18 protein-coding genes are annotated in these 19,935 nt (G+C 34.3%); 11 read left to right on the plus strand and 7 right to left on the minus strand.

What is annotated here, in order from left to right:
* Positions 1–2: 2 nt before the first annotated feature.
* The gene (locus E0I61_RS10555) at positions 3–1,178 is read right to left on the minus strand and encodes a THUMP domain-containing class I SAM-dependent RNA methyltransferase (protein WP_132071300.1); all 1,176 of its coding nucleotides are present in this window, start codon (positions 1,176–1,178) and stop codon (positions 3–5) included.
* 69 nt (positions 1,179–1,247) lie between these two features.
* Here E0I61_RS10555 and E0I61_RS10560 point away from each other — a divergent pair, with 69 nt between their 5' ends.
* The 7 genes from E0I61_RS10560 (at position 1,248) to E0I61_RS10590 (ending at position 5,711) form a co-directional block, all read left to right on the plus strand.
* Positions 1,248–2,012, plus strand: coding sequence for a class I SAM-dependent methyltransferase (locus E0I61_RS10560; RefSeq protein WP_132071302.1), 765 nt, complete (start codon positions 1,248–1,250; stop codon positions 2,010–2,012).
* Complete coding sequence (locus E0I61_RS10565; RefSeq protein WP_132071304.1) at positions 2,013–2,681, plus strand: ZIP family metal transporter; 669 nt, start codon at positions 2,013–2,015, stop codon at positions 2,679–2,681.
* Positions 2,682–2,841: 160 nt separating this feature from the next.
* Entirely contained in the window at positions 2,842–3,657 is an 816-nt protein-coding gene (gene murQ / locus E0I61_RS10570; RefSeq protein WP_131994595.1) for an N-acetylmuramic acid 6-phosphate etherase, read from the plus strand.
* 54 nt (positions 3,658–3,711) lie between these two features.
* Entirely contained in the window at positions 3,712–3,933 is a 222-nt protein-coding gene (locus E0I61_RS10575) for a DUF6095 family protein (protein WP_132071306.1), read from the plus strand.
* A complete protein-coding gene (locus tag E0I61_RS10580) occupies positions 3,933–4,505 on the plus strand; it encodes a pentapeptide repeat-containing protein (protein ID WP_131994592.1) in 573 nt (190 codons plus the stop codon). Before E0I61_RS10575 ends, E0I61_RS10580 begins: the two co-directional genes overlap by 1 nt.
* Before the next feature lie 23 nt (positions 4,506–4,528).
* Entirely contained in the window at positions 4,529–4,903 is a 375-nt protein-coding gene (locus E0I61_RS10585; protein ID WP_131994589.1) for a DNA topoisomerase IV, read from the plus strand.
* Between the two features lie 37 nt (positions 4,904–4,940).
* Positions 4,941–5,711: a TerC family protein gene (locus E0I61_RS10590; protein ID WP_131994586.1), complete on the plus strand. Its 771-nt coding sequence runs from the start codon at positions 4,941–4,943 to the stop codon at positions 5,709–5,711.
* 46 nt (positions 5,712–5,757) lie between these two features.
* Here the strand turns inward: E0I61_RS10590 and E0I61_RS10595 are convergent, their stop codons facing one another.
* The 5 genes from E0I61_RS10595 to ychF form a co-directional block, all read right to left on the minus strand.
* On the minus strand, positions 5,758–8,493 hold the full coding sequence (locus tag E0I61_RS10595) for a DNA gyrase/topoisomerase IV subunit A (protein WP_132071308.1): 2,736 nt from the start codon (positions 8,491–8,493) through the stop codon (positions 5,758–5,760).
* Positions 8,494–9,621, minus strand: a complete 1,128-nt coding sequence (locus tag E0I61_RS10600; RefSeq protein WP_132071310.1) for a PDDEXK nuclease domain-containing protein — start codon at positions 9,619–9,621, stop codon at positions 8,494–8,496. It abuts the gene before it with no gap.
* Between the two features lie 247 nt (positions 9,622–9,868).
* On the minus strand, positions 9,869–11,731 hold the full coding sequence (locus E0I61_RS10605) for a DNA topoisomerase IV subunit B (RefSeq protein ID WP_132071312.1): 1,863 nt from the start codon (positions 11,729–11,731) through the stop codon (positions 9,869–9,871).
* A 163-nt stretch (positions 11,732–11,894) separates the two neighbouring features.
* The gene (locus E0I61_RS10610; protein ID WP_132071314.1) at positions 11,895–12,416 is read right to left on the minus strand and encodes an NADPH-dependent FMN reductase; all 522 of its coding nucleotides are present in this window, start codon (positions 12,414–12,416) and stop codon (positions 11,895–11,897) included.
* Positions 12,417–12,741: 325 nt separating this feature from the next.
* Positions 12,742–13,836, minus strand: a complete 1,095-nt coding sequence (gene ychF, locus E0I61_RS10615) for a redox-regulated ATPase YchF (protein ID WP_131994568.1) — start codon at positions 13,834–13,836, stop codon at positions 12,742–12,744.
* Between the two features lie 306 nt (positions 13,837–14,142).
* Here ychF and E0I61_RS10620 point away from each other — a divergent pair, with 306 nt between their 5' ends.
* The 3 genes from E0I61_RS10620 to E0I61_RS10630 all read left to right on the plus strand — a co-directional run bounded on the left by E0I61_RS10620 (position 14,143) and on the right by E0I61_RS10630 (position 18,280).
* The gene (locus E0I61_RS10620) at positions 14,143–16,791 is read left to right on the plus strand and encodes a TonB-dependent receptor (RefSeq protein WP_132071316.1); all 2,649 of its coding nucleotides are present in this window, start codon (positions 14,143–14,145) and stop codon (positions 16,789–16,791) included.
* A gap of 96 nt (positions 16,792–16,887) precedes the next feature.
* Positions 16,888–17,628, plus strand: coding sequence for a class I SAM-dependent DNA methyltransferase (locus tag E0I61_RS10625; protein WP_131994562.1), 741 nt, complete (start codon positions 16,888–16,890; stop codon positions 17,626–17,628).
* A 115-nt stretch (positions 17,629–17,743) separates the two neighbouring features.
* Entirely contained in the window at positions 17,744–18,280 is a 537-nt protein-coding gene (locus E0I61_RS10630) for a hypothetical protein (RefSeq protein WP_131994559.1), read from the plus strand.
* Between the two features lie 71 nt (positions 18,281–18,351).
* Here E0I61_RS10630 and E0I61_RS10635 read toward each other — a convergent pair whose 3' ends face one another.
* Positions 18,352–18,702 (minus strand): 4Fe-4S dicluster domain-containing protein, encoded by a 351-nt coding sequence (locus E0I61_RS10635; protein ID WP_126454541.1) that lies wholly within the window; start codon positions 18,700–18,702, stop codon positions 18,352–18,354.
* 133 nt (positions 18,703–18,835) lie between these two features.
* On the opposite strand from E0I61_RS10635, the gene E0I61_RS10640 reads away from it, so the two are divergent.
* Complete coding sequence (locus E0I61_RS10640) at positions 18,836–19,894, plus strand: acyl-CoA reductase (protein WP_132071318.1); 1,059 nt, start codon at positions 18,836–18,838, stop codon at positions 19,892–19,894.
* Positions 19,895–19,935: the final 41 nt, after the last annotated feature.

Here is a 19,935-nt window from a genome sequence, read left to right on the forward strand (position 1 = left end):
GCTTATTCAACACTATCAGATGTTACCTGAAACTTCGTTCTCTTACTTCCTTCATACATTTCGTATTTTACCAAACGTGCTTCTAAACCAGCATTAAAAAGCTTGATTTTTCTCGAAGGTTTTAATCCTACATATTTCAGTGCTTCCAGATTTGCTGTAATCATCCAAGCATTAGTTCCCGGATAATTTTTCTTCAAGGTATCACCAATACTTTTGTAGAATTCTTCCATGTGAATATCCAAACGCTCATCATACGGAGGGTTGAAAACAATCTGTAATTTTCCTTCTGAAGTTTTCTCAGTATCAAAAAAGTTCTTTTCTTCAATAGAGATATACTCATCAAGATTGGCATTTTTGATATTGTCTTTGGCTTTTTGAACAGCACTTGGTGCTTTATCATAGCCTTTTATGGTGTAATGAAACTCCCTAATTCGTTTCAACAAACTGTCTGAAATACTATCAAACAAATCATTGTCCCAATCGTTCCATTTTTCGAAAGCAAACTCTTTACGGTTGATATTTGCCGGAATGTTACAGGCAATCATTGCTGCTTCGGCTAAGAATGTTCCCGAACCACACATTGGATCCAAGAAATCAGTTTGCCCATCCCAACCGGAAAGCAATAGAATTCCTGCTGCCAATACCTCGTTTATAGGAGCAATGTTGGTTGCGGTTCTGTACCCACGTTGGTTCAAAGCATTACCTGATGTATCAAGTGCAACAGAAACCTGGTCTTTATCGATATGGATGTTGATTCTTAAATCAGGGTGTACTTTATCAATACTTGGACGTTGACCCGTTCTTTCTCTGAACTGATCTACAATAGCATCTTTACACTTTTGGGAAACAAATTCCGAGTGATTAAAATATTCTGAATGTACTGTTGTATCAATTACAAATGTCTGATTGGCATTCAATAATTTAGACCAATTCATACTTGAAATGCCTTTGTATAAAGCCTGTTCATTATTTGCCTTGAAAAAATAAATAGGTTTCAGGATTTTCAAAGCCGTACGCAACGCTATATTCGCTTTGTACATAAACCCTTTGTCTCCTTTAAAACTCACCATTCTTACGCCTTGCTCCACGTTTTGTGCGCCAAGCATTTGCAATTCTTTTGCTAATATTTCTTCAAAACCAAAAAAGGTTTTGGCAATCATTTTATAATTATTTTCCATTGTAAAATCAAGTATTCGGTGCAAAAATACACTAAATTTGCATCAATCGAATTAATTGAAAAAGAATAAATGTCTGCAGCACAAAATCCGCCAACTGAAAATCAACTGAAATCAACTGAAAACTGGTATACCTCTTGGTTTGACTCTCCCTATTATCACATTCTTTACAAAGAACGAAACTATAGAGAAGCCCAGGTTTTTATGGATAATCTTACGCATTATCTTAATCTTCCTGAAAAGGCAAAAGTATTGGATTTAGCGTGTGGAAAAGGCCGTCATTCTATTTATTTGAACCAATTAGGCTTTACTGTCCTTGGTGCTGATTTATCTGAAAACAGCATTGCTGAGGCTTCTAAAAACACGAATGAAACGCTACATTTCAAAGTTCACGACATGCGCGAACCTTTTGAAGAAAAATTCGATGCCATTTTCAATTTATTTACCAGTTTTGGTTATTTCGAAAATGACGAAGATAATCTTACCACGCTAAAAGCAATCAAAGAAAGCCTTTCGGAATATGGTTTTGCCGTGATAGACTTCATGAATGTTGCTCAAGTACTCGAAACTCTGGTTCCCGAAGAAACAAAAACGGTCGAAAGCATCGATTTTCATATCAAACGCTATTTAAAAGACGGTCATATTTACAAAGAAATTGACTTTGAAGACAAAGGTCAAAAATTTCATTTTACCGAAAAAGTAAAAGCCCTTACCCTAAAAGATTTTGAGGAATTAATGGAAGAAGCCGGAATTTATCTATTGGATATTTTTGGTGATTACAAATTGAAAAAATTCCATAAAACAGATAGTGAACGCCTAATCATGATTTTCAAATAAATGAATTACCTTTTACCATTACTTTCCGTAATTATAGGCTATATCGTTGCGTTGATTATACGACCAAAGAACAAAACCAATCTAAAATTGTTATTGGCCTTCAGTGGTTCTTTTTTACTTTCATTAACGGTAATGCATTTATTGCCTGAAATTTACGAAAGTGCAAACCCAAACATTGGACTTTTTATCATGCTGGGAATATTGTTCCAGATTATATTGGAGTTTTTCTCAAAAGGAGCCGAACACGGTCACGTTCACGGACATGAAATAATGACACAAATCCCGTGGTTGTTATTCGTAAGTCTTTGCATACATGCGTTTCTAGAAGGGTTTCCCGTAAGCCATCATCATGATTTAGCCATAGGAATCGCAATCCATCATTTACCTATTGCCATTATTCTGACTACTTTTTTTATCAATGCGAGTCTGAATAAAAAAGCAATTTTTTTCTTTATGATCACCTTTGCAGTCATGACACCGCTAGGAACCATATTATCTGATTATTTGCCAATATTAAACGTGTATTATACTGAAATCACAGCTATTGTAATAGGAATATTATTTCATATTTCGTCTACCATTATTTTCGAAAGCAGCGAAGGACACAAGTTCAATATCGCCAAAGTTTCGATGATTGTGATAGGAATTGCCTTGGCGTATTTTATATAAGTTATAATTGGGCGTGACCGCAAGGGTCGGGCTATTCGCTGCAATCTTTTTTCTCCCTTCGCTCTCGCTGCAGGAGTAAAAAAGGATTTCCGCTATTATCCCTCACGCAAAAAAATAAATGTACGGACAACTCGCAAGTCGTCCTTCAAAAAAAATAACTATGACCTTTACTAAAACCACCGAACAATCCTCAAAATACGAACATTTGGAAAAAATGTCGGTTCAAGAATTGTTATCTAATATCAATCAGGAAGACAAAACTGTTCCGCTTGCCGTAGAAAAAGCCTTGCCACAAATAGAAAATTTAGTTGCTGAAATCGTTACTAAAATGAAACTCGGTGGACGATTGTTTTACATTGGCGCAGGAACATCCGGTCGTTTAGGAATTCTGGATGCTTCGGAATGTCCGCCAACCTTTGGCGTTCCTTTCGATTTAGTAATTGGGATTATTGCCGGCGGTGATACCGCCATTCGCAAAGCCGTAGAAAACGCCGAAGACAATGTAACACAAGCTTGGATTGATTTACAACAATACAATATCAACGAGAATGATGTAGTTGTAGGAATTGCAGCTTCGGGAACAACACCTTATGTAATTGGAGGATTACAAACTTGCAACGAAAATAATATTAGCACCGGAAGCATTTCTTGCAATGCAGGAAGTCCGCTTTCGCAAACGGCAAAATTCCCTATTGAAGTAGTTGTAGGACCAGAATTTGTAACCGGAAGTTCCCGTATGAAAGCAGGAACTGCCCAAAAATTAGTACTCAACATGATTACAACTGCAACCATGATTCAACTTGGGAAAGTGAAAGGCAACAAAATGGTCGATATGCAATTGAGTAATAGCAAATTAGTTGACCGAGGTGTAAAAATGATTATGGGAGAAATTCCTGTTTCCTACGAAGAAGCCAGCGAATTATTGAAAAAACATGGCAGCGTTAGAAAAGCAGTTGATAATTATAGTGGTCAGTGATCAGTGGTCAATTACAGTCACCCATAATTCATAACTTATAATTCATAACTCAAAATGGCAACCAACAAAGAACTTTTATCCAAAGGAATCAAATATTTAGCAGGAGCTTTACCATTGTTATTTTTGGGGCCGGCAGTGATTTATAATGCCTTTATGAATCAGCAAAATGTATGGCATTATTTGGTTCTAGCAATAGGCATAATTGCTTGTTTAGCAGCTATGTTTTTGATGTATTTGGGATTAAAAATAATTATGAAAAGTTTATTTAACGACTAATGGAAAACCTAATTCACGTTCAAAAAACATTTGAAAAAATCGTTTACATTGACAAAAAAATCAATAATCGAGAATTTGAAGATTGCGTTTTTAAAAACTGTGATTTATCAAATAGTGATTTCTCCTATAACACTTTTATGGATTGCGAGTTCATTGATTGCAATTTATCCATGACCAAATTATCAGGAACAAGCTTAAAAGGGGTACAATTCAAAAACTGCAAATTGCTGGGTATCCTATTTGAGGAATGCGATGATTTCTTGTTTAATGTAAATTTTCAAGAATGTGTTTTGGATTATTCGTCGTTTGCCAATAAAAAAATGTCTAAGACGAAATTCAATTCCTGCTCGTTGAAAGACACTACCTTTATTGGAGCCAATCTTACAAGTTCTGTTTTTGACAACAGTAATTTGGATGGCGCTATTTTTAACAATACGCAATTAGCCGGAGCCGATTTCTCAAAAGCATCTAATTTTAAAATTGACCCCGAATTCAATCCTATGAAAAAAGCAAAATTTTCAACACAGGGAATCGTTGGACTTCTGGACAAATACGATATTAAAATACAATAGTTAAAAAATAAACATATTAAGAAATGAAAAAAATAATATTCCTCCTCCCACTACTGCTACTAATGTCGTGTTATGATGCGGAGCGCAATTGTAAGGATTTTAAAACCGGGAAATTCAAGTTTGAATATGAAGTTAACGGCATAAAAAAAATCACCCTTTTTGAACGCAATGACAGTATTGAAATTGAAACTTTTGAAGGAAAAACAGATACCGCTTCGATACGCTGGGTAAACGATTGTGAATATATATTACAAAAAATTCATCCAAAAAATATGGCTGAGGAAAAGGCAATTGGCATGAAAATTTTGACAACAACAAAAAATTCTTATACCTTTGAATTTGGAATGGTTGGTGTTGATGAAAAACAAAGAGGAACTGTCACTAAGATTTCCGATTAAGCAAATCAAATTAATCACAAATAATAACTAAATAAACATGGAAGTATTTTTAAATCCAGATGCTTGGATTGCCCTTTTAACATTGACTTTTTTGGAAATTGTATTAGGAATCGACAACATTATTTTTATATCAATTGCCACAGGAAAATTACCTGCTGAACAACGTAAGAGAGCCACAAAAATAGGGATGTTCCTTGCCATGTTTATGAGAATCGCGCTTTTGTTTGGTATCAATTTATTGATTCAAATGAAAGAACCTTGGTTTCATATAGATTTCAGTTGGTTTTCAGCGGGAATTACAGGTCAGAGCCTTATTTTACTAGGTGGTGGATTATTCTTAATTTACAAGAGTACAAATGAAATCCGTGAAAAAGTAGACGAAAAAGGTCATGAAGAAAAAGAATTAGGTAAGGCGGCAACAAAATCATTTCAAAATGTACTGTTACAAATTATCATGATTGATTTAGTTTTCTCGTTCGATAGTATTCTTACGGCAGTAGGTATGACAAACGGGGTTGAAGGTGCAATATATATTATGATTACTGCTGTTGTGATATCAGTATTAGTAATGATGCAGTTTGCAGTTCCTGTTGGAAATTTCGTCAACAAGCATCCTTCTATTCAAATTTTGGGTTTATCCTTTTTGATTCTAATTGGAATGATGTTACTTACTGAAAGTGCACATTTATCGAATGCATTAATCTTTGGAAATCACGTTACACCAGTACCAAAAGGCTATTTATATTTTGCGATATCATTCTCATTATTAGTTGAAGTACTGAATATGAAAATGAAGAAAAATAAATAATTCAAACTATTTTTTGATAAAAAAGCTCCTTTTCGGGAGCTTTTTTTTATTCTAAAGACAAAGTAATCTGACCATCATCTTCCAATTGAATGTCTGAATCATCGGCATTAGTATCACCCATAACTTCTAATTCCTCAGGAATAACCTCAACAGGAATTTCATACGGCAAAGGTTCCAGCAAGTTTACTTGTTTCAACTTATCAGTTGTCAATTGATTCCCTAAAGCTTTAAATCCTTTCACCGAAATGAATGATTCTATATCTATCGTCATTGTTTCTTTTTGAACTCCTTTTACTTTTGTAAAAACCAATTCAGCCACAGGACGATAATCCGTTGATACAATCTCTAATTGTGAATTAGGATGTTCCGTGATAAAACTTTCTTCTTTGTTCTCCGTTTCCACTAAGAAACGTTTGATGTAATAACGCTCTTTTTCGCCATCATAATAAATAGCCGAAATTGGTTTTTTTGGAACCCATTTCTCCAGGACTACCATATCTTCATCAAAATGTGTAGATAATTCTGGTGTAATTACTTTTACTTTTCCGGATTGCGATAGGACCAAAATCTTATCATTTGGTCTGAACTCCCCTAATAATTCACCTCTTGCATCAACGTTTAATCGTTGAACAGTATCGTCAAACCAAACTTTTCTTGGTAATAAAGTAGAAATTCCTTTCTCCTTCAATTCTATTTTTTTGATTGGATATTTAGTTACCAAATTTCCTTTGGAAGCCCTTCCTTTTATTGCTAAACTGGCAAAATCAATATCGAATTTCAGTTTTTTGACACTTCCTACCTGACGTAATAGTATTGTAATTACTTCTGCTTCTCCATTTGGATTGCAAGAGAAGTATACTACTTGAGAACCCGCAGTTTCATTGGTTAAATCGTATGCTTTATCTCTGGTAACTCCTGAAACATTGAATCGTTTAATGTAAGAAGGCCCAGATTTTCCATCACGGTAAATCATATTGTAAATGGTACGCTTATCACTTTTGTCAAAAATAGCAATGTGAATAATATCTTTACCTACGAAGGTTTTCGCATCTACTTTGGTAATCATCATTTTCCCATCACGCAGAAAAACAATTACATCATCAATATCAGAACAATCCGTAACGTATTCGTCTTTTTTCAAACTTGTTCCAACAAATCCTTCTTCTTTATTGACGTATAATTTAGTATTTCTTAAAACTACTTTGGTAGCTTCGATATCATCAAAAATACGAAGCTCCGTTTGACGTTCACGCCCTTTTCCGTACTTCTCTTTTAATTTGGTAAAATAGGCAATAGCAAAATCAATCAGATGCTCTAAATTGTGTTTTACTTGTTCAATATCGCCTTCAAGCGCTTCGATTTTGTCCTGTGCTTTATTGCTGTCAAATTTGGAAATACGGATGATTCGAATATCCAATAAACGCAAAATATCTTCTTCGGTAACAGCGCGTTTTAAGTGTTGCGTGTGTGGTTTTAAACCATCATCAACTGATTTGATTACGCCTTCTCTTGTCGTTTGCTCTTCAATATCGCGATAGATTTTATTTTCGATAAAAATACGTTCCAAAGAAAGAAAATGCCATTGTTCCTCCAATTCGCTCAATTGAATTTCGAGTTCACTTTTCAGCAATTGGACTGTTCTGTTGGTTGAAATTTTCAACATCGCAGAAACCCCGATAAACAACGGTTTGTTGTCTTCAATCACACAACCCAATGGTGCTACAGAAGTTTCACAAGCCGTAAATGCGAACAACGCATCAATGGTTTTATCTGGAGAAACACCCGGAAAAAGGTGAATTAATATTTCTACCTCAGCAGCGGTATTGTCCTCTATTTTCTTGATTTTGATTTTCCCTTTATCATTCGCTTTCAAAATACTGTCAATCAAAGTAGTCGTATTAGTAGAAAACGGAATTTGGGTAATCACCAAGGTATTTTTGTCAAGCTGACCAATTTTGGCACGAACCCGAACACGTCCGCCACGCAATCCATCATTATAATTGGACACATCGGCAATACCTTGCGTCATGAAATCAGGATACAGTGTAAAAGGCTTCCCTTTTAATATTTTTATCGAAGAATCGATTAATTCATTGAAATTATGAGGCAATACTTTCGTGGAAAGACCTACCGCAATACCTTCGGCTCCTTGTGCCAGAAGCAACGGAAATTTCACCGGAAGATTGTTCGGTTCTGCTCTTCGTCCATCGTAAGAAACGCCCCAATCGGTAATTTTTGGACTATAGATAACCTCCAAAGCAAATTTAGACAAACGCGCTTCGATGTAACGGGAAGCCGCTGCGCCATCTCCCGTTAGGATATTCCCCCAGTTTCCTTGACAGTCTATCAATAATTCTTTTTGGCCAATTTGTACCATTGCATCACCAATACTCTGATCTCCGTGAGGGTGATACTGCATGGTGTGCCCAACAACATTGGCCACTTTATTGTAACGACCGTCATCTAATTCTTTCAAAGAGTGCATGATACGGCGTTGCACTGGTTTAAAACCATCTTCAATCGCCGGAACGGCACGCTCCAGAATTACATAGGAAGCATAATCCAGAAACCAGTCCTTGTACATTCCCGTAACTTTGGTAATGGTATCGTTTCCGTCTTCTTGATTATCGTAAAAATGTTGTCCTTCAAAGGATTTGGCGTCTACTTCAATAATTCCATCAGCATCATTCTCTTCTTGATTTTCATCAATGTAATGATCCTCTGAATTATTCTCTTCGTCCTGACCTTCTGGGGTTGTGTTATCGTCTTCTTCGTCTTTCATTTATTTTGATTCCGAAATTAATTGTATTAAATCTTCTCTGCTTGGCAGAATTGTTTTGTATTTACTGGCAAAAATTTGCTCATTATTTTCAGGTAAAGTATATTCTACAACCAAATCACTTTTGTTTTGGCAAAGTACAATTCCTATGGTTTTATTTTCATCTTCCAAACGCATTTCTCTGTCGTAATAATTGACATACATTTGCATTTGTCCTAAATCTTGATGTTTCAATTCTCCTATTTTTAGATCAATCAGAACGAAACATTTTAAAATTCGGTTGTAAAAAACCAAATCGATTCGAAAATGTTTATCATCAAAAGTAATTCTGTTTTGTCTTGCGACAAAAGTAAAACCATGACCCAATTCTAGTAAAAAATGTTCTAGCTTATTGATAATTTCTTCTTCCAACTCCGATTCTGAATACTGATGCAATTCAGGCAAACCTAAAAACTCCAAAATATAAGGATCTTTGATAAGGTCTTTGGGTTTCTCTATAATCTGACCTTGCTCCGAAAGTTTCAAAATACCTGCTACATCTCGGCTTAAAGCCAATCGCGTATAAAGTGCCGAATCGTATTGCCGTTTTAATTCTCGAACGCTCCAATTGTATTTTTCGGATTCTATTTCGTAGAAACGTCTTTCGTTTATGTCGTCAATTCGCATTAAGAAAACATAATGTGTCCAAGTTAGTTTGAAAAACGAAATCAGCGACTGTGCTTTTTGATTTTCAGAAACCCCAGTTAGTGGCTGAGGTATCTTAGTATTCAATTCCCCAGTCAGTGACTGGGATTTTTGAATTTGTAAAATACTAGTCAGTGACTCGTAATTTGAGTAAGTCATAAATAACTTTCTCATGTTCTGCAAATTATCCACAGAAAACCCTTTTCCAAACTCAGTAGTCAGCCGTTCGGAAAGCCCTTTTAATAATTGCTTCCCATATTCAGCTCTATTTTTTCCGTTTTGCTCCTCTTCCACAATCATTCTTCCTATTTCAAAATAGGTGTAAACCATTGTTGAATTTACGGTACGTAAAACCTGTTGCCGAGCATTTTGCAAAAGCGCGACTACTTGAGAAAATAAAATTTTATTTTGAAGATTTTCTGGAATTGTATTTTCTTCGTCTTTCATTAAATATATTCTATTGAATACTAATTAATTCTAATTTTGTTCTAAAATTTCTAAAAAGAATATTTTTCTTTACAGACATGTTCTTTTATAGTGATTTTATTTCCGTTTTTATCCAACTCTTTTTTTACAAGTGTATCACATTCTTTATGATCATTACTCCTTATAATAAAAAAGGTAGTTGAAAAACTAATCACAAATAATAAAGCGATAAAAATTAGTGTTCTTTTTGTAGGCATTTTATAACTATTTAAATTTTCTCAATTACATCTAATTCCACTTTCAAATTCTTGATGATAAATTCTTGTCTGTCTGGCGTATTTTTACCCATATAGAAAGACAATAATTGCTCAATCGAAGTGTTTTTGTCCATCATAATCGGATCTAAACGAATGGTTTCGCCAATAAAATTCTTGAACTCATCCGGAGAAATTTCTCCCAATCCCTTAAATCGAGTGATTTCCGGTTTTGGTTTTAGTTTTTCGATTGCTGCTTTTCTTTCGTCATCAGAATAACAGTAAATCGTTTCTTTCTTGTTTCGAACCCTGAAAAGTGGCGTTTGCAAAATGTACAAATGTCCTTCTTTGATTAACTCCGGAAAAAACTGCAAGAAAAAAGTAATCAATAACAAACGAATGTGCATTCCATCGACATCAGCATCCGTTGCAATTACGATGTTGTTATAACGCAATTTTTCCAAACCGTCTTCAATATCCAAAGCCGCTTGCAATAAATTGAATTCTTCATTTTCATAAACAATTTTTTTGCTCATTCCATACGAATTCAAAGGCTTACCACGTAAACTAAAAACGGCCTGTGTATTTACATCCCGCGATTTGGTAATAGATCCGGAAGCCGAATCTCCCTCAGTAATAAAAAGGGTACTCTCTAAATTTTTCGGGTTTTTAGTATCCGGAAGATGGGCACGACAATCTCTTAATTTTTTGTTGTGCAGATTCGCTTTTTTGGCACGATCTGTCGCTAATTTTCTAATGCCAGAGAGTTCTTTGCGCTCTCTTTCCGCTTGAAGAATTTTGCGTAATAATGCGTCTGCAGTGGTAGGATTCTTGTGCAAATAATTATCTAATTTCGTTTTCACAAAATCATTTACAAAAGTACGCACTGATGGCATTCCTGGTTCAGAACCCATATCAGTTGAACCTAATTTGGTTTTGGTTTGCGACTCAAAAACCGGTTCCATCACTTTGATGCTGACAGCCGTAACAATGGATTTTCGAACATCCGATGCTTCAAAGCTTTTATTGTAAAACTCCCTGATGGTTTTCACAATCGCTTCCCGATAGGCTGCTAAATGTGTTCCCCCTTGAGTTGTATTTTGCCCATTTACGAAGGAATGGTATTCTTCGCTGTACTGTGTTTTACTGTGCGTTAAGGCAATTTCGATATCGTCACCTTTCAAGTGAATGATTGGATATTCTAAATCATCGGCGTGAATGGTTTCTTCCAATAAATCTTTCAGACCATTTTCAGAAAAATATTTTTCACCATTGAATAAAATGGTCAAACCATTGTTTAAGTAACAATAGTTTTTGAGCATTTTGATTACATATTCATACCTGAATTTATAATTTTTGAAAATCGCTTCGTCAGGAGTAAAAATTACTTTAGTTCCTTTTCTCTTGGTCGTTTCAATAATATCTTCTTCAAGAATAAGATTTCCTGCAGAAAATTCCGCAGCTTTTTGTTTTTCGTCTCGAACAGATTCTACACGGAAATAATTAGACAAAGCATTCACGGCTTTTGTCCCTACCCCATTCAAACCAACGGATTTCTTAAATGCCAAGGAATCGTATTTTCCTCCGGTATTCATTTTAGAAACTACATCAATCACTTTCCCTAATGGAATTCCACGGCCGTAATCTCGAACTGTAACCGTTTTGTCTTTGATCGTCACCTCGATTGTTTTACCCGCGCCCATGACAAATTCATCGATACAGTTATCGAGCACCTCTTTTAGAAGAATATAAATACCATCATCCGGAGAAGAACCATCACCCAGTTTCCCGATATACATTCCGGGACGCATGCGAATGTGCTCTTTCCAGTCGAGCGACCGAATATTATCTTCGGTATATTGATTTTGTTCGGACATTGTAAAATTTGTGGATTTTGTGCTAATGTAGTGTAATTCGATAAAATTTAAAATAGGAAGCCGTCAAAGTTATCAAGAATGATATTGACAACCGATTTCTGATTTAGGATTAACGATTTTAGATTGCAGATTTCAAATTGATATTGATTTTTGATGTTCAAATTTAAAAATTCTTGATAATCTTTTTTAACTGATTATCTAATTCCGCATTGGAAATCTTACCATTTACAGCATCAAAATTAGCATCAAAACTAGGCAATGAGAACGTTGCTTTTATATTTCCTCCATAAAAAGGAAAAGCATTTTTTGCAATACCCAAAACGCTTGCTCCGCCTTTGGCTCCAGGTGAAGTTGCCATCAGTAACATTGGTTTTTCTTGAAAAACCTTAGTGTTTATTCTGGTGCACCAATCAAAAACATTCTTGAAAGCTACGGAGTAATTGCCATTGTTTTCAGCAAGTGAAACCACTAAAATATCGGCTCCGCCAATTTTAGCCAGAAATGCTTTTGCCAATTCATGCTCACCGATTTCTTTTTCTATATCAACACTAAAAATTGGCATTTGAAAATCGTTTAAGTCCAAAACCTCCACTTCGGCATTTTCAAAAAGATTTGCTGCGTACGTCGCTAATTTTTTATTGATGGAGTTTTTGCTGGGGCTTGCGCCAAAAGCGATAATTTTCATGATGATTTATTTTTACTAAAAGTACTAAAAATAAAATAACAACAAAATAATTGTCCGCAGATTCACAGATTAAGAAAACAAATAAGCAAAAACGAAATTTCATTTTCTTCTAAATCTATTTTACCCCAGATAGAAACAGAAAGCATTTTTCAGATCAATCTTATTTTTTCTTGATAAAAAAGAGCGACCAAAGGAAGCTCCTTTTTTGTCTTAGAAAAAGAGATTGATGGCAAAATCTTGAAGTGGAAAGCTGGAATTAGGTACAAAAAAAAGTCGAAAGCTATTACTAACTTTCGACTTTATGACTTTCGACTTTATGACTTTTTTAGACGTTGAATCTAAAATGCATCACATCACCATCTTTTACAATATATTCTTTTCCTTCTACCTTGAATTTTCCAGCTTCTTTACATTTAGCTTCTGAACCGTAATGAACGAAATCCTCATAAGCAATAACTTCGGCACGGATAAATCCTTTTTCGAAATCAGTGTGAATAACTCCAGCAGCTTGTGGCGCAGTTGAACCAACATCAATAGTCCAAGCACGAACTTCTTTAACTCCTGCCGTAAAATAAGTTTGTTGTTTTAGTAATTTGTAAGCTGCACGAATCAACACAGACGCACCTGGCTCACTTAACCCCATATCTTCTAAGAAAACCTGGCGTTCTTCGTAACTTTCTAATTCCGTAATATCAGCTTCCGCACCTACAGAAAGTACGATAACTTCCGCATCTTCATCTTTTACCAACTCCCGAACCTGATCTACATATTTATTTCCGTTAACTGCCGAATTTTCATCAACATTACAAACATACAATACTGGTTTTGCCGTAATCAATTGAAAACCTTCCATTAAAACTTCTTCATCATTGTTTTGTGGCGTTATAGTTCTCGCTGATTTCGCTTGAAGCAGCGTTTCTCTAATTCTGTTCAACAACGCTTCTTCAACGATTGCTTCTTTATTTCCAGTTTTGGCAGCACGTTTTACTTTTTCTAAACGTTTTTCAACATTCTCTAAATCTTTCAACTGCAACTCGATATCAATTGTTTCTTTGTCACGAATTGGGTTTACATTCCCATCAACGTGAACAATATTATCGTTATCAAAACAACGTAATACGTGAATAATGGCATTACACTCTCTAATGTTTCCTAGAAACTGATTTCCCAAACCTTCTCCTTTACTGGCTCCTTTTACCAATCCTGCAATATCAACGATATCAACAGTTGCCATTTGCACACGCTCTGGCTTTACTAATTCTTCCAGTTTTTCTATTCTGGAATCCGGAACATTTACAACACCAATATTAGGCTCGATTGTACAAAAAGGAAAGTTGGCACTTTGCGCTTTTGCATTTGACAAACAATTGAATAATGTTGATTTTCCAACATTCGGTAATCCTACAATTCCTGCTTTCATATGTAGATAATATTTGTTTTTTTTTATGGAATATGCAATCGCCATTCTTCACATTCCTTTTTCACTTGAATCATGGCGATGTCATGATATTCTTGTTTACTGACAGCCTTTCCAGCCAAAAGTTTTAGTACTTACTTTAAAAGTTTGCAAATATAAGATTTATTAGATGCTGAAAAACCAAAAAAAGCACATTATTCCACAGTTGATAATTTTTTAATATAATTTTTATTGATTTGTTAATGATACGTTAAAAAATTATATATTGCCACCGATTAAATAACAAAAAATAACCAAACTCAACTAATTATGAAAAAATTTGCATTCTTATTATTCCTATTAAACGTCTCGTTTCTTTTCGCGCAAAAAGAAGTGTCGGGTGTCGTTAAAGACAATACTGGCAACCCTTTGCCAGGTGTAAACATTGTTGAAAAAGGGACTCAGAATGGGGTTTCTACCGATATGGATGGCGCATACAAGATAAAAGTTAAAGAAGGAGCTACACTAGTTTTCAGCTACGTAGGTTTTTCTAAATTAGAAAAAGCCGCAACAGATGCTGTAATAAATGTTGTTTTATCAGAAGAAGGCGGGCAAAATCTAGACGAAGTTGTGGTTACTGGAACCAGAACGGCGCCAAGGAGTAACACGACATCAGCACTTCCAATAGATGTATTGTCTTCAAAAGACTTAACATCAACTGGACAAGCTTCTTTTGACAAAGCGTTACAGTATAAAATTCCATCTTTCAACACGGTGCAAACGCCTGTGAATGATGCTACTTCATTATTGGATCCTTATGAAATCAGAAACATGGGACCTAGTAGAACTTTAATCCTTATTAACGGGAAACGTAAAAATTTAAGTTCTTTATTATACGTGCAAACGTCTCCGGGACGTGGAGAAACAGGTGCTGATATATCAGCAATTCCTACTGATGCTATCGAAAGAGTAGAAATACTTCGTGATGGAGCATCTGCTCAATACGGTTCTGATGCTATTGCCGGAGTTATGAATATTATCTTAAAAAAGAATACAAACGGTGGATCTGTAACGGTAAGAAGTGGAATGACTTCTGAAGGTGATGGTGAAATGTTAGGAGTAAGCATGAATAATGGCGCTACTGTAGGAGAAAAAGGATTTGTAAACTATACAGTTGATTTTTCAAAAGTAAATTTATCTAACAGACCCGGAACAGTAGATGCTGCTGGTGAAGCTGGAGATTTTGGAGCTTCTCTTTCTGATGTTCAAGCTTTTCTTGCTAAAAAACCAGATGCTGGAAATATCAATGGGTCTCCAGAAACTGCAGCGGCTAAGTTCTTGGTAAATGGTGGATTTAGTTTATCTGATGAAACATTATTATATTACAATGCTGCTTATGTTTACAAAAAAGTAAACTCATTTGCTAATTACAGAACTCCATACTGGAGAACTTTAGCTGATTACCCATTCCTAAAAGACTTTTTTGGGAACGGAACACCAGCTTCTTATCAAGGTTATGTACCAACATTTACAGGAGATTTAAATGATTACAATGCTACATTGGGATATAAATCAACAAAAAACGACTGGAATACTGATGCCAGTATTACTGTAGGCGGAAATACACAAACTTATTCAGTTGACAACTCTTTTAACAGATCTGACATTCAAGATGCTGATGGAAATAATGTGTACTTAGAAAACAGTCCGATCAATTTTAAACCAGGAGGAACTTCTTTTAATCATGTTGTAGGGAATTTAGATATCTCTAAAGTATTATCAGATAAAATCAGCATTGGTTTTGGATCTGAAATCAGAACAGAAACTTTTGAAGTAACAGAAGGAGACAAAGCTTCTTGGGATGGTATTGGAGCCGATTCATTCGCTGGTAACAGACCTGAAAATTCAGGAAAATGGAACCGTTATAATTTAGGTGCTTATTTTGACCTTGCTTATGATGTAACGGAAGATTTCTTAATAAATGGTACCGTTCGTTATGAAGACTATAGCGATTTTGGTGATGCAACAGTTTGGAAATTGAGTTCTAGATATAAATTTTTAGATGACAAAATCACATTAAGAGGATCTGTTTCTACTGGATTTAGAGCCCCTACGTTACACCAAATTTATACTCAAAAATCACAATATTCATTCGTTCCAGGACAAGGAATTCAAGTGAGCGGAATTATAAATAACGTTTCTCCACAAGCACGCCAGTTAGGCATTGATCGTTTAGATGCTGAGAAGTCTACAAACATCACTATAGGAATTGGAGCAAAACCAATGAAAAACTTTAATTTCACTATCGATTACTATAACATTAAAGTGGAAGACAGAATCGTTTTAGGAGACAAAGTAAATACTCAATTTGGTACAGTAGCTTGGTTTGAAAATTCATTTGACTCTAGAACTTCTGGTTTAGATGTGGTTGCTAATTACAACAACATCGAATTAGGAACAGGAAAATTAGGATTCAATTTATCTGGAAACATTACTTTTCAAAATGAAAGAATCTCTCCTGTAAAAAGCAATAATTTTGGACAAACACTTGAATCATTAATGTTTACTTCCAGACCTGACACAAAATGGATTTTAGGAGCGAATTATGAAATTGGAAAATTTGGTTTCTCTCTTAACAATACTTATTTTGGAAAAACTACTTTCGATCAAGATGGTTTAAATGCTAATTTAAAAACTGAGTTTATTCCAAAAGTTGTTACAGATTTAGGAGTTACTTTCTCTGCTACTGACAAATTAACTTTGGCATTAAATGTAAACAACTTGTTGAATGTACTTCCTGAATGGAAATTCAAAGCAGAAAACGCAGCAGGAACCGCAATATTAGCAGATCCTGCACAAGTAAAAAATCAATCTAATCTGATTACTTTCAACCAACGTTATTCTCAAATGACGTATGATGGATATCACTTTAGCCAATTAGGAACTATGTTTAATTTATCTTTAAACTATAAATTCTAATTCGGTTATCGAATAATTTCTAAAGGGCTGTCTTTCGACAGCCCTTTTTTTATTTCGTTTATTCTCCCTAAATTTAGTTCTTAATACACAAATATCATGGCAAATCTTTATGACGGAAAAATGGCGGCAATTTTTGATGCTATGTACCAAACCTTTATTGATTATGACGAAGAGTATCATTTCTATAATAGTTTAATCCAAGAAAACAATTGTAAAACCATACTCGAAATTGGAAGCGGAACAGGAAATCTTGCCAAACGATTTCAGGAAAAGAATCAAGATTATATTGGCCTGGATTATAGTCAAAGCATGATTGCAATTGCCAAAGAGAGGAATAAAAACGTTACTTTCATACATGGCGACATGAGAGAATTTGAACTTGAAAAACCGGTTGATTGTATCCTCATTACAGGACGTTCCACCAGTTATTTAATAACAAATGAAGATGTGAACAATACTTTTGACTCTATTTATAAAAACCTAAACAAAGACGGAACTCTCATTTTTGATTTTATTGATGCCAATCGATTTATTCCTTTCACTAAAGAAAATGAAATCATAATTCATAAAGCTGAATATGATGGAGTAAAATATTATAGAAACAGCAAATGGAAAACAACATCATCAGAAAATTTTATGCTGGAGTGGACCGCGCAATATTACACTTTGAAAAATGATGAAAAGGAAATAATTGCAGACGATTTTTCTACAGTTCGCGTTTTTACCTTAAATGAAATACAATTATTTCTATATTTAAATGACTTTGAAATCATAAGAACAATTGATAGAAAAACCTATGCTTATGACACCTATGTAATTGTCGCAAGAAAAAAGTAAAACATACTCCTTGTAACACTTTCTGTAAATTATACAATCTTTTATTATAATTACGTAACAACTGATCAGCCAGACGGTTGTAAATTTGATTTATATTAATACTAAATTAAATATTATGAAAACTATAATTCTTGGAATGGTTGCTTTTCTATTTTCAATAAATATTCAAGCTCAAAATAAAAATGTTAAATCTGAAGTTAAAACGACAGTTACTACAGTAAAAAATTCTGATGGTCAGAAAAAATCAATAAAAACTCAAGAAGTAAAAGAAATTCAAAAAATTGAATTAAAAGACGCCGAATCTAATGCTTTAAACAAAGAAAGAAAAGAAACACCGGTTGAAGTTACTGCAATTACTACAATTACAGCAAATGGAGTTACAAATATTGTTGACATTGACAGGTCAGCTTATTATGATTTAAACGGAGAAAAATATCAGGTTAAACTAGCTGAAAGTGGATATACTATATACCAACCTAATCAAGAAAAAGCAGCTGTTTTGAGAAAAACATCAAACAACAATTATATCTATAGTTCAAAAAACAAAACTTCTTATGGTTACTTTGATGCCAATGGGAATTTAGTTTTAGAATCCTATGATGACAAAACAGACAAAATAACCGTAGAAACTTTTGTAATTATCAAAAAATAATCTATTTCGGAATACAACAAAAAAAATCCTGAGTTATCTCAGGATTTTTTTTTAAAATTAGAATTTAATCTTTATTCGTTATGTAAAAACGCTTGTCTGTTTAGTAACGTTTCTTCGCTTTCTACATGATTGTCATCCGGAATACAACAATCCACAGGACATACTGCAGCACATTGCGGCTCATCGTGAAAACCTTTACACTCAGTACATTTTCCTGGCACAATGTAATACACTTCGTCAGAAATTGGAGTTTGAGCTTCATCAGAATCTACTTCAGAACCATCAGGTAAAATTACTTTTCCTTTCAATTTTGTTCCGTCTTTATATCTCCAATCATCTGCTCCTTCGTATATTGCTGTATTTGGGCACTCTGGTTCACAAGCACCACAATTGATACATTCGTCTGTTATAATAATTGCCATTGTTCTTTGTTTAAAAGTATAACGTTTTAGGTTTAAAGTTTGTTTTAAAACTTATGTTTTTTTAACAATGCCTAATTACTTTATCCTTATTTTTGTGCAAAATTACAATCAAAACTATTCATAAGCAAACATTATGACATTAGAAACAAAAAAAAGTGTTTTTGTTGAATTAGGGAAATTCTTAAGTCAGTTTTCCGAAGATAATACTTCTAAGAATCCAAGTGTTTTGCACAACGATCTGTTTTTTGATGATTTTATCGAATTAATAAAATTATCTCAATCCCATAATGGATGGTATACACCGGAACAAGTGTATTTTGCTATTCAATCTTGGGCAGAAGCTTTAACGGCAGAAAACTTAAATCTATGGCTTTCTGCTTATGATTTCCCAATAAACGAACCTAAAAACATCGCCTTAATTCTTGCCGGAAATATTCCGCTAGTGGGTTTTCATGATTTTCTTTCGGTTTTAATTACAGGAAATAATGTATTGGTAAAAACATCCTCAAATGATCAACATTTGTTGCCTTTTTTGGCTAAATACATCATTGCAATTGATTCTGAATTAGCCAATAACATCACTTTCGTAGCAGGGAAATTAGAAAATTTTGATGCTGTAATAGCAACGGGAAGTAATAATACTGCCCGTTATTTTGAATATTATTTCAAAGACAAACCTTCTATCATTCGAAAAAGCAGAAACTCAATTGCAGTTTTGAATGGAAAAGAAACCAAAGAGCAACTAGCTTCTTTAGGGGAAGATATATTCCGATATTTTGGATTGGGTTGTCGCAATGTTTCTAAAATTTTTGTTCCAAAAGGATACTCATTTGACGCTTTTTTTGAAGCCATATTTGAGTACCAAGACGTTATTCATTATGAAAAATATGCGAATAATTACGATTACAACAAAGCCGTTTTCCTGATGAGTAATTTCAAATTATTAGACAATGGTTTTTTAACAATAAAAGAAGATAAAAGCCATGCCTCGCCTATTTCTAGTGTATTTTATGAGTTTTATGATGACATCAATGATTTGAAAACAAGGTTACAATCCGAAAATGAGCAAATTCAGTGCATTGTAAGTGACAATCTTATAGAGAGCAGTATTGGTTTTGGACAAACCCAAAAACCTAAATTGTGGAATTACGCAGATAACATCGATACTATTTCGTTTTTGTTAACAACATAGTTGAAATATGTTCAATTATTTCGAATTAATTAACGCCTTTT

Source organism: Flavobacterium ranwuense (assembly GCF_004349315.1).
GTDB lineage: Bacteria > Bacteroidota > Bacteroidia > Flavobacteriales > Flavobacteriaceae > Flavobacterium > Flavobacterium ranwuense.

What these genes read in the sequence shown, in the direction of transcription:
- ychF (WP_131994568.1), bottom strand. Translation starts at nt 13,836, where the DNA reads ATGAAAGCAGGAATTGTAGGATTACCGAATGTTGGAAAATCAACATTA.
- E0I61_RS10635 (WP_126454541.1), bottom strand. Translation starts at nt 18,702, where the DNA reads ATGGCAATTATTATAACAGACGAATGTATCAATTGTGGTGCTTGTGAA.
- E0I61_RS10585 (WP_131994589.1), top strand. Translation starts at nt 4,529, where the DNA reads ATGAAAAAAATAATATTCCTCCTCCCACTACTGCTACTAATGTCGTGT.
- E0I61_RS10595 (WP_132071308.1), bottom strand. Translation starts at nt 8,493, where the DNA reads ATGAAAGACGAAGAAGACGATAACACAACCCCAGAAGGTCAGGACGAA.
- E0I61_RS10600 (WP_132071310.1), bottom strand. Translation starts at nt 9,621, where the DNA reads ATGAAAGACGAAGAAAATACAATTCCAGAAAATCTTCAAAATAAAATT.
- E0I61_RS10565 (WP_132071304.1), top strand. Translation starts at nt 2,013, where the DNA reads ATGAATTACCTTTTACCATTACTTTCCGTAATTATAGGCTATATCGTT.
- E0I61_RS10620 (WP_132071316.1), top strand. Translation starts at nt 14,143, where the DNA reads ATGAAAAAATTTGCATTCTTATTATTCCTATTAAACGTCTCGTTTCTT.
- murQ (WP_131994595.1), top strand. Translation starts at nt 2,842, where the DNA reads ATGACCTTTACTAAAACCACCGAACAATCCTCAAAATACGAACATTTG.
- E0I61_RS10580 (WP_131994592.1), top strand. Translation starts at nt 3,933, where the DNA reads ATGGAAAACCTAATTCACGTTCAAAAAACATTTGAAAAAATCGTTTAC.
- E0I61_RS10625 (WP_131994562.1), top strand. Translation starts at nt 16,888, where the DNA reads ATGGCAAATCTTTATGACGGAAAAATGGCGGCAATTTTTGATGCTATG.
- E0I61_RS10630 (WP_131994559.1), top strand. Translation starts at nt 17,744, where the DNA reads ATGAAAACTATAATTCTTGGAATGGTTGCTTTTCTATTTTCAATAAAT.
- E0I61_RS10555 (WP_132071300.1), bottom strand. Translation starts at nt 1,178, where the DNA reads ATGGAAAATAATTATAAAATGATTGCCAAAACCTTTTTTGGTTTTGAA.
- E0I61_RS10610 (WP_132071314.1), bottom strand. Translation starts at nt 12,416, where the DNA reads ATGAAAATTATCGCTTTTGGCGCAAGCCCCAGCAAAAACTCCATCAAT.
- E0I61_RS10590 (WP_131994586.1), top strand. Translation starts at nt 4,941, where the DNA reads ATGGAAGTATTTTTAAATCCAGATGCTTGGATTGCCCTTTTAACATTG.
- E0I61_RS10560 (WP_132071302.1), top strand. Translation starts at nt 1,248, where the DNA reads ATGTCTGCAGCACAAAATCCGCCAACTGAAAATCAACTGAAATCAACT.
- E0I61_RS10640 (WP_132071318.1), top strand. Translation starts at nt 18,836, where the DNA reads ATGACATTAGAAACAAAAAAAAGTGTTTTTGTTGAATTAGGGAAATTC.
- E0I61_RS10575 (WP_132071306.1), top strand. Translation starts at nt 3,712, where the DNA reads ATGGCAACCAACAAAGAACTTTTATCCAAAGGAATCAAATATTTAGCA.
- E0I61_RS10605 (WP_132071312.1), bottom strand. Translation starts at nt 11,731, where the DNA reads ATGTCCGAACAAAATCAATATACCGAAGATAATATTCGGTCGCTCGAC.